Here is an 8,987-nt window from a genome sequence, read left to right as displayed (position 1 = left end):
CCACGTTTTATCTTTCGGATGCGGGCGAACCGGGCTGGCTTATCGGTTTGGTGATGGCAGGCTTCAGCATCAGTTCGTTGCTCGGCAGTGCTTTGGTTCCGTGGCTTACGGACCGATATACGCCAGGTTCGCTGGTTGTTATTGGCCTAGGTAGCATGCTGATCTTCTTCGCTGGGTTTTTGTTCTTGGCTGCCAGCCCCTGGGTCATGCTGGTGGTGAGCCTGGCTTGTATGCTCCCATCGCCGGCATTAAATGCAGCCCTGTTTGGCCACGTTTTTGCTGTCACGCCGCAGGATTTACAGGGGCGTGTAATGGCGATTTTTATCGTGGTTAGCAGTGCTATCAGCGTCGCTGTGCCGACACTTGCGGGCACCATGGTGGAATCTGGTACTCGTTTCTGGTTTGCGGCCGTTGTTATTGGGACTGGGTTTGTGGGCTGGCTATTGCTGGCTGGGTCTAGGGAGGTGCGTGCGATGCGTAATGAGGAACCGGACGGCGATAACAGTGGCGACGACGCCGTAGACCCCGAAAATCTGTGATCCCAGACTTGCGCCCTTTTTATTGTCTTGCTCACACTGTTCAACAAAACCTAATGTTATCGGTATCACTCATTCCGTTGATCCATCTCGCACGACCGTCGGTATGTGATGCGGAAACAGTGAATGCGTAGTAACGAGCAACCAGCTGCTGAGTCCAGCTGTAGAGCAAAGGGGAATAGCCGTGTCTCCGACCATTCCAGAACCGAAGCATGTCACCAACGTGCCGAGCGTCGGCCATACCGACCCGCCAATCCCGAAGCATATCTGGCGATTGTTTGTTTACAGCGCCATTGGTGCGTTCGTCTTTTTCTTCCCACTGACCTATCAAGACAAAAGCTCGATCCCGCTCGACCACATGGTCACCATTGTCCGCGATGGTGTGCCGGGGCTGGTGCCGTGGATCATCTTGGCTCTGGCAGGTTTTGGTGCTGTGCGCTCCATCTATAACCAGAACTGGAAAGAGGGCACGCTGTCGGCGATTTTTGTCGTCACGAATGTCATCGGCTTTATCATCGCTCTGCTCGCGGTATTGGATGCGTTGCCATGGGTGCTCGGTGAAGAAGACCTGGTGCCGTTTTTATGGGAGAAGATCGCCACCCCGGTCGGTCTGATCGTCCCGATCGGTTCGGCGTTCCTTGCGCTGCTGGTCAGTTATGGCTTCTTGGAATTTATCGGTGTGCTCATGCAGCCGGTGATGCGACCGCTGTGGAAAACCCCGGGTCGTTCGGCTATCGACGCCGTCGCCTCCTTCGTCGGCTCGTATTCGTTAGGCATCTTGATCACAGATCGCGTTTACCAGCGCGGTGGATATACCGCGAAAGAAGCAGCCATCATCGCCACCGGCTTTTCGACGGTCTCCGCTGCGTTCATGGTCATCGTCGCTAATGCGTTGGATCTAATGGAGATGTGGACGACGTTCTTTTTCACCACGCTGGTTGTTACCTTCCTGGTCACTGCGATAACCGTGCGCATCCCGCCGTTGTCCCGTATTCCAGATGACTATCACGAGGGCGCGACTCCGGAACCAGAAAGTGCAGTGACCGGTAGCCGTTTCAAAGCCGCGTGGCATGAAGCGCTGTACACACTAGAAAATGCACCAAGTCTGTGGCGTGCTGTCGTCGACAGCTTCGTCGACGGTATCAAGATGGCTGGTGCCATCGTGCCTTCGATCTTGTCGGTGGGCCTGGGTGGCATTTTGTTGGAACGCTTCACCCCGGTATTCGAGTGGATCGGTTATTTGTTCTATCCCTTTGCCTGGATCGTGCGTCTGCCAGAAACCATGGATTCCAGCCAGGCGATGGCCACTGGTATTGCAGAAATGTTCCTTCCAGCAGCCAGCATGGCAGGCGCAGAAGATCTGGTGGCGAAGTTCGTTGTCGGCGTGGTATCTATCTCGATGATTATTTTCTTCTCCGCGCTTATTCCGTGCATCATGGCTACCCGTATCCCGATTTCCCTGACTTCTATCGTGATCATCTGGTTTGAGCGCGTGGTGCTGACGATCTTGATTGCCACCCCGATTGCGCATTTGTTGTTGTAGCACCATTCGTTAGTCTGAAAATCATGAATTCTCCGCAGGTCCCGGCTGCCCGACACACTCTAGATATTTTGCGGCTCCTCTCAACGATCGACGTGCCGATTTCAGCAGCCCGCATCCATCGGGAACTTGGCATTCCGCGCTCTACCACCTATCACCTGCTCGCAGAAATGGTCGAGGCCGGCTTTGTCGTCCATCTCGCCGGTGAGCGCACCTATGGTCTCGGGCTTGCCGCCTATTCCATGGCCAGTGCCTATACCACTCAGCAACCTTTGGTGCGGCTGAGCCATAAGCATCTGGAGAAGATTGCCAGTTTCGCGGGCGGATCGGGGCACTTATCCCGCTTGTCGGCCACCGAAATCGTGTATCTGCAAGAAACACGTGCGGCCCGGGCGGTATCGTTAATCAGCCAAGTGGGGGTGCGGTTGCCAGCGGTGGGCACGGCCTCTGGCCGGGCGATGCTCGCACATTTGCCGGAAACGGAATATCGCGCGGTGTATTCGGCCTCCGATGCGACAGAAGGCTGGGGTGGGTTCCAAAAACACCTGGCCGACGTGCGCCAGCGCGGCTTCGACGTGGAGGTAGAAGAGGTCAGTCGGGGACAAGCCAGCGTTGCCGTCGCTGTGTTGGATCATTTGCAACGGCCAGCGGCGGCGCTGGCGGTGACCTATCCAGTCAATAGTTTGTCGGAGGAGCAATTTTCCGAGTTGTGCCACCTTTTGCAGGGGAGTGCGCGAGAGATTTCTGCGCGGATGTACGGCAATCACTCACGCTAATTACGTCTCGCATTTCAGACACATTCGTCGACAAGCGTCTGTTTTGTGACCTAGAAAACTTCTAGATTAAAAGACGAGAAAAGAAGTGTTTGAGTGAAAGGATGTTGACGAAAATGTCGCAACCTCGTGAAATTCGCGCCCCGCGTGGAATCGAATTGTCCGCAAAGTCGTGGCAGACTGAAGCTCCGCTGCGCATGCTGATGAACAACCTTGACCCGGAGGTTGCTGAGCGTCCGGAAGACCTAGTGGTTTACGGTGGTACCGGTAAAGCTGCCCGTAACTGGGAATCGTTCGACGCCATTGTCGACGTCCTGAAGGATCTCGAAGCCGATGAGACCCTGCTGGTGCAATCCGGTAAACCAGTCGGCGTGCTGCGCACCAACGAATGGGCACCACGCGTGCTGATCGCAAACTCCAACCTGGTGGGCGACTGGGCGAACTGGGAGCACTTCCGCAAGCTTGACGACGAAGGCTTGATGATGTACGGCCAGATGACCGCTGGCTCCTGGATTTACATCGCTACCCAGGGCATTTTGCAGGGTACTTACGAAACCTTCGCGGCGGTGGCTACCAAGCGCTTTAACGATACTTTGGCCGGTACCTTGACCCTGACCGGTGGTTGCGGCGGTATGGGTGGCGCGCAGCCACTCGCCGTCAAGCTCAACGGTGGTGTGTGCATCATCGCCGATGTGGACGAGACTCGCCTGAAGCGTCGTCAGGGCAAGCGTTACCTCGATGAGGTCACCACTTCCTTGGATGAAGCCATCGAGATGGCCAACCAGGCTAAAGAAGAAAAGCGCGCGCTGACCATCGGTGTGGTGGGTAATGCTGCCGAAATCTTCCCGGAGGTGCTCAAGCGTCACCGTGCCGGTGAGCTGACCGTCGATATTGTTACCGACCAGACTTCCGCGCACGATCCGCTGTCCTACCTGCCGGTAGAACACTCCGTCGAAGAGTGGCACCGCGAGGCGAAGGCTGACCCAGAAACTTTCACCAAGAAAGCACGCGAATCCATGGCGGCTCAGGTGCAAGCGATGGTGGAATTCCAGGACGAAGGCGCGGAAGTTTTCGACTACGGCAACTCCATCCGCGATGAAGCACGCCACGCCGGATACAACCGTGCTTTCGAATTCCCTGGTTTCGTGCCGGCGTATATCCGCCCGCTGTTCTGTGAAGGCCTCGGCCCGTTCCGTTGGGTAGCACTATCCGGTGACCCGGAAGACATCAAGGTCACCGATCAGGCGATCAAGGAATTGTTCCCAGACAACGAGCACCTGCACAACTGGTTGGATGCTGCCGAAGAGTATGTCGAATTCGAAGGCCTGCCAGCGCGCATTTGCTGGTTGGGCTATGGAGAGCGTCACAAGGCCGGCTTGCTGTTTAACCAGCTGGTTGCAGAGGGCAAGGTCAAAGCGCCAATCGTGATCGGCCGTGACCACTTGGATTCTGGATCGGTGGCTTCGCCATACCGCGAAACCGAAGGCATGCTCGATGGCACCGATGCGGTTGCCGACTGGCCACTGCTCAACGCATTGACCGCAACCTCCGGTGGTGCCACTTGGGTTTCGTTGCACCACGGTGGAGGCGTCGGCATGGGGCGTTCCATTCACTGTGGGCAGGTTACCGTTGCCGACGGCACAGAGCTTGCCGCAAAGAAGCTGGAAGCTGTGCTCACCAATGACCCGGGAATGGGGGTTATTCGTCACGTCGATGCTGGTTATGACCGTGCTGATGAAGTGGCGACAGAGCGCGGTGTGCGTATTCCGATGCCGTTCCGTTCCCGCGAAAGCTAGTTTTTCGTACTAGCTCATTGATCTTCGCCCCGCTTGGGCTCTGCCTGCATGATGGATGCTCCATCGCGTAGTGCAGCAGCACTAGGCGGGGCGTTGTGGTGTTTATATTTGACCGTCGAACATTAACCGTGCTCTGGCAGTTTGTGAGCTTTCTTGCTTTTAGAACAGGTGTGCGTCACTGCCTGTTTGTTATGTGGGCGATATCATGTGATATAACTTACCCACTGTAGTTTTGGTGTGGTCGTCCTACAAAGCTGCGGTAGTGCTCGCAGGACTTCAGTGGAGTGTATATGTTCCGGTATTTATTGAAGAAAGTTTCGGGGTGGTTGCTGGTTATTTTCCTGGCAACCAACCTGACATACTTTCTGGCTTCGGCATTTTTGGATCCCCGCTCGAATTATTCGACGCGACGGCCACCGATTCCGGAAGCGCAAATTGACTCGATGCTGGAACCGTATAATCTGAGCCCGTCGACGCCGATTTTCGAACGCTGGTGGAATTGGCTCACCAATGTATTACTTCACTGGGACTGGGGAATGTCCCCGATTGGGGCTAGTGTCAACCACGAGGTTGGCTACCGTATTTGGGTCTCCGCCCAGCTGCTTTTGCTGGCAACCATTCTTTCCATCGTGATCGGTGTTGCCATCGGTGTGTACACGGCATCCAGGCAATATCGCATGGGTGACCGTGTGTGGCAGGGGATTTCGATCATCGCCATGAACACACACATCGTTGTTGCTTCGATCGTGGTCGTCGGGTTTGGTCTGAAAATCAACGAGTGGACCGGCACGCGCGTTTTCTACGTTATTGGCGCACGATCATTACACGTCGACGGATTCTTCCCAACACTGATCGATATCCTGCAACACTTGACGCTTCCGACCATCGCCATGGTCTTCATTTCCTACGCCGGCTACCACATGACGCAGCGTACGTTGTTGCTCGATAACTTGAATGCTGACTATGTCCGCACCGCACGCGCAAAAGGTTTGCCGCGCGGGGTTGCGATTCGTCGCCATGCGTTGCGCACCTCAATTATTCCGGTGGCAACCTCGGTGGCGTTTTCGATTCCCGGAATCTTCACCGGTGCCGTCATGACCGAAAAAATCTTCGCCTGGCAGGGTATGGGGCAGTATTTCCTGGACACCATCGCTAACAACGACATCAATGGCGTGGTTGCCGTGGCCGCCTTCGGTGCCGCTTCGACAGCCTTCTCAGCAATTTTGGCGGACGTCGTCGTCGTCGCCATCGATCCACGGGTACGGGTGAGCTAGACATGACTAATCCAAGAGAAACCAATGTCGTTGCTGAAAGCTACGCGCCAGGCGATGACAATAAGAAAACCAGCAAGCTGGATACGCAGAAAGCTGCAGCCAAGAAAAAGCGCGGCACTGCGCGGTGGAAGCTCTACGTGCGTCGATTCTTCCGCAACAAACTCGCCACCGTTGGCCTGATGATCTTGCTTGGCCTGATTGGCTTGGCGACGATCGGTGGAGCTTTCACGCAGTGGGATTACTACGAGCCGGACTTTCTCAACCTGGCAGTGCCACCAAACTCTGAGCACTGGTTTGGTACCAATGATGCTGGTAATGATATCTACGCGCAGATCGTTCACGGTCTGGGCCGGTCGTTGACTATCGCGATCGTGGTCTCGGCGCTGACTTCCGTGGCATCAGCGTTGATTGGAGCCGGTGCCGCATTGTGGGGCGGGCCCGTCGAAAAGATCGTGATGGCTGCGATTCACTTTCTGCTGGCTATTCCGTCGTTTTTGATCATTGCCTTGGTTGTTTCCGGCTCGGGCGGCGACTGGAAGCTGCTGATCATTGTGCTGGCGGTATTTGGCTGGATGTATCCGGCACGTGTGATTTGGTCACTGGCGTTGACTCTGCGCGAGCTTGATTATGTGCGCGCCGCGAAATACATGGGTGTTTCCCGCCCGCGCATCGTGTTGCGCCACCTGGTGCCAAATATTGGCTCGCTGCTGATCATTCAATTCGTCTTTGGCGTGATTGGAACCGTCATGTCAGAAACCGCACTGTCGTTTTTGGGTCTGGGTATTAAACTGCCCGACGTTTCGTTGGGAACCATGCTGCAAGACGGCGTGAACGTGATCAACGCTGCTCCGTGGCAGTTCTACTTCCCAGCGGGTGTTTTGACCTTACTTACCGTGTCCATGGCGTTTATCGGCGACGGCTTGCGCGACGCACTGGATCCGAACTCTAATTCTGGAGGAAAAGCATGACCTCTCCTATTCTGTCTGTCACTGATCTCAGTGTTTCGTTTCCGTCGGAAGCCGGAACTGTTAATGCTGTGCGTGGGGTTAACTTTGACTTGCTGCCTGGCAAGACCCTCGGCATCGTGGGCGAATCCGGTTCTGGTAAATCGGTGACCTCGATGGCGGTAATGGGATTGCTTCCGGATTACGCAAAAGTCTCGGGCTCAGTGGAGTTCAACGGTGAAAACTTGTTGACGAAAAACGACAAGCAAATGTCGAAAATTCGCGGCAAAGACATTGGCATGATCTTCCAGGATCCGCTGTCGGCACTGACTCCGGTTTTCGATATCGGAACACAACTGGTCGAAGCAATCCAAACCCACCAGAAGGTGAGCAAGCGGGTCGCGCTTGACCAGTCTGCGCATTTGCTGGAACTCGTCGGGATCAGCGAGCCAAAACTGCGCTTGAAATCTTTTCCACACCAGTTTTCTGGGGGTATGCGCCAGCGCGTAGTCATCGCCATCGCGATTGCGAACAACCCGAAGGTATTGATCGCCGACGAGCCAACCACCGCACTGGACGTGACCATTCAGGCGCAGATTCTAGACGTCATTAAAGTTGCACAGAAAGAAACGGGTGCGGCGACGATCATGATTACCCACGACATGGGCGTGGTTGCAGAAACCGCCGATGATGTCATGGTGATGTACGCCGGGCGTCCCGTCGAACGCGCCGGGGTGTACGACTTGTTCGAAAATCCCCGCATGCCTTATACCATCGGTTTGTTGGGGTCGACGCCACGGCCCGATGCTTCGTCGAAAGACCCATTGATCCCGATCGAGGGTAACCCGCCGATGCTGGTGAACCTGGAAGATAAATGCCAGTTTGCCCCACGTTGTCCGGTAGCTACTGAGGAATGCCTCAAGGCAGAGCCGAAGTTGTTGCCACTGAAAACTAACGAAAGTCAAAGCACTGCGTGTATCCGCTCGGAGCACATTACGGACCGCAAAATTGATGGTCAGCAGATGTATCCGGTGCCGAAACTGAGCGCGGATGTGCTGGGAGATGTCCCGCGGGAAGAACGTTCTATCGCCCTCGAAGTTAATGATTTGCGTAAGGAATTTCCGTTGCTGAAAGGCGCGTTGGTCAAGCGTCGCGTCGGTACGGTCAAAGCGGTCAACGGCATCAGCTTTGAGATTCGCGAAGGCGAATGCATGGCAATCGTGGGCGAGTCTGGTTGTGGTAAGACCACGACTTTGCTGGAGATCATGGATTTGGAGCCAGAAAACGGTGCGGTCATTTTGGGTGGGCAAGATGCCAATGAGATGTCTGCTTCCCAGCGTCGTGAGGCGCGTAAACAGCTGCAAATCGTGTTCCAGGATCCCATGAGTTCGCTGAACCCGCGGTTGACCGTGCGCGAGGTGATTGCAGAACCGCTGAATTCACTTGGCTTTGATGGCGATGTAGACGATCGCGTGCACGAATTGATGGAATTGGTCGGCCTGGATGTGCAGCACCTCGACCGCTTCCCAAGTCATTTCTCCGGCGGCCAGCGTCAGCGTATTGGTTTGGCCCGTGCCTTGGCGACGAACCCGAAAGTGATCGTTCTTGACGAGCCAGTGTCGGCTTTGGATGTTTCTATTCAGGCCGGTGTGATCAACCTTTTGGAAGATCTGAAGCGCAAGTTGGGAATCGCTTATCTGTTCGTTGCGCACGACTTGTCCGTGGTGCGGCACCTGTCGGATCGAGTTGCGGTCATGTATGAGGGTGCATTCGTAGAGGAAGGCGAGACAGATGCCATTTTCGACGACCCACAGCACGACTACACGCGCAAGCTTTTGAATGCGATTCCTATTCCAGACCCATCTGCGGCACGGCGCGAGCGCAGCTCGGCATAATATTTTTCGCAAAAGTTTCTATTTCGCTTAGGGCACAGTTATAATCTTATGAGTGTTAAATCACAGAGTACCTACCGTGTAGGTTCACTCACTTCTGAAGGAGAGTCTATGAATACAATGTCTGGTTTAGGGTCTTGTTTTGTGTCTGGTTTTGTGGTTAAAAAAGCCAGCAGCATAAAGAAGGTCGGTATCGCCGCCATGTCGGCTCTTGCTCTGACTCTTGTTTCGT

Annotated in this window: 7 protein-coding genes; all 7 read left to right on the top strand. The window is 55.0% G+C overall.

Annotated elements, in window-relative coordinates; translation table 11 throughout:
- Positions 1 to 539, top strand: a 539-nt coding sequence (locus RCH87_RS09330; protein WP_306516422.1) for an MFS transporter, incomplete at its 5' end; no start/stop codon positions are given.
- 181 nt (positions 540 to 720) lie between these two features.
- Positions 721 to 2,079 (top strand): YjiH family protein, encoded by a 1,359-nt coding sequence (locus RCH87_RS09325; protein ID WP_373690972.1) that lies wholly within the window; start codon positions 721 to 723, stop codon positions 2,077 to 2,079.
- Positions 2,080 to 2,102: 23 nt separating this feature from the next.
- Positions 2,103 to 2,852 (top strand): IclR family transcriptional regulator, encoded by a 750-nt coding sequence (locus tag RCH87_RS09320; protein ID WP_306516421.1) that lies wholly within the window; start codon positions 2,103 to 2,105, stop codon positions 2,850 to 2,852.
- Between the two features lie 113 nt (positions 2,853 to 2,965).
- Complete coding sequence (locus tag RCH87_RS09315) at positions 2,966 to 4,645, top strand: urocanate hydratase (RefSeq protein ID WP_306516420.1); 1,680 nt, start codon at positions 2,966 to 2,968, stop codon at positions 4,643 to 4,645.
- A 290-nt stretch (positions 4,646 to 4,935) separates the two neighbouring features.
- Entirely contained in the window at positions 4,936 to 5,919 is a 984-nt protein-coding gene (locus tag RCH87_RS09310; RefSeq protein WP_306516419.1) for an ABC transporter permease, read from the top strand.
- Positions 5,920 to 5,921: 2 nt separating this feature from the next.
- Positions 5,922 to 6,887 carry an ABC transporter permease gene (locus RCH87_RS09305; RefSeq protein ID WP_306516418.1) on the top strand — a complete coding sequence of 322 codons (966 nt, stop codon included), beginning with the start codon at positions 5,922 to 5,924 and terminating at the stop codon, positions 6,885 to 6,887.
- A complete protein-coding gene (locus tag RCH87_RS09300) occupies positions 6,884 to 8,758 on the top strand; it encodes an ABC transporter ATP-binding protein (RefSeq protein ID WP_306516417.1) in 1,875 nt (624 codons plus the stop codon). Before RCH87_RS09305 ends, RCH87_RS09300 begins: the two co-directional genes overlap by 4 nt.
- Positions 8,759 to 8,987 lie beyond the last annotated feature (229 nt).

The sequence above is a fragment of the Corynebacterium sp. genome, assembly GCF_030826625.1.
GTDB lineage: Bacteria > Actinomycetota > Actinomycetes > Mycobacteriales > Mycobacteriaceae > Corynebacterium.
The sequence above is the reverse complement of the archived record's forward strand: the minus strand, read 5'-3'. Positions and strand labels throughout refer to the sequence as shown.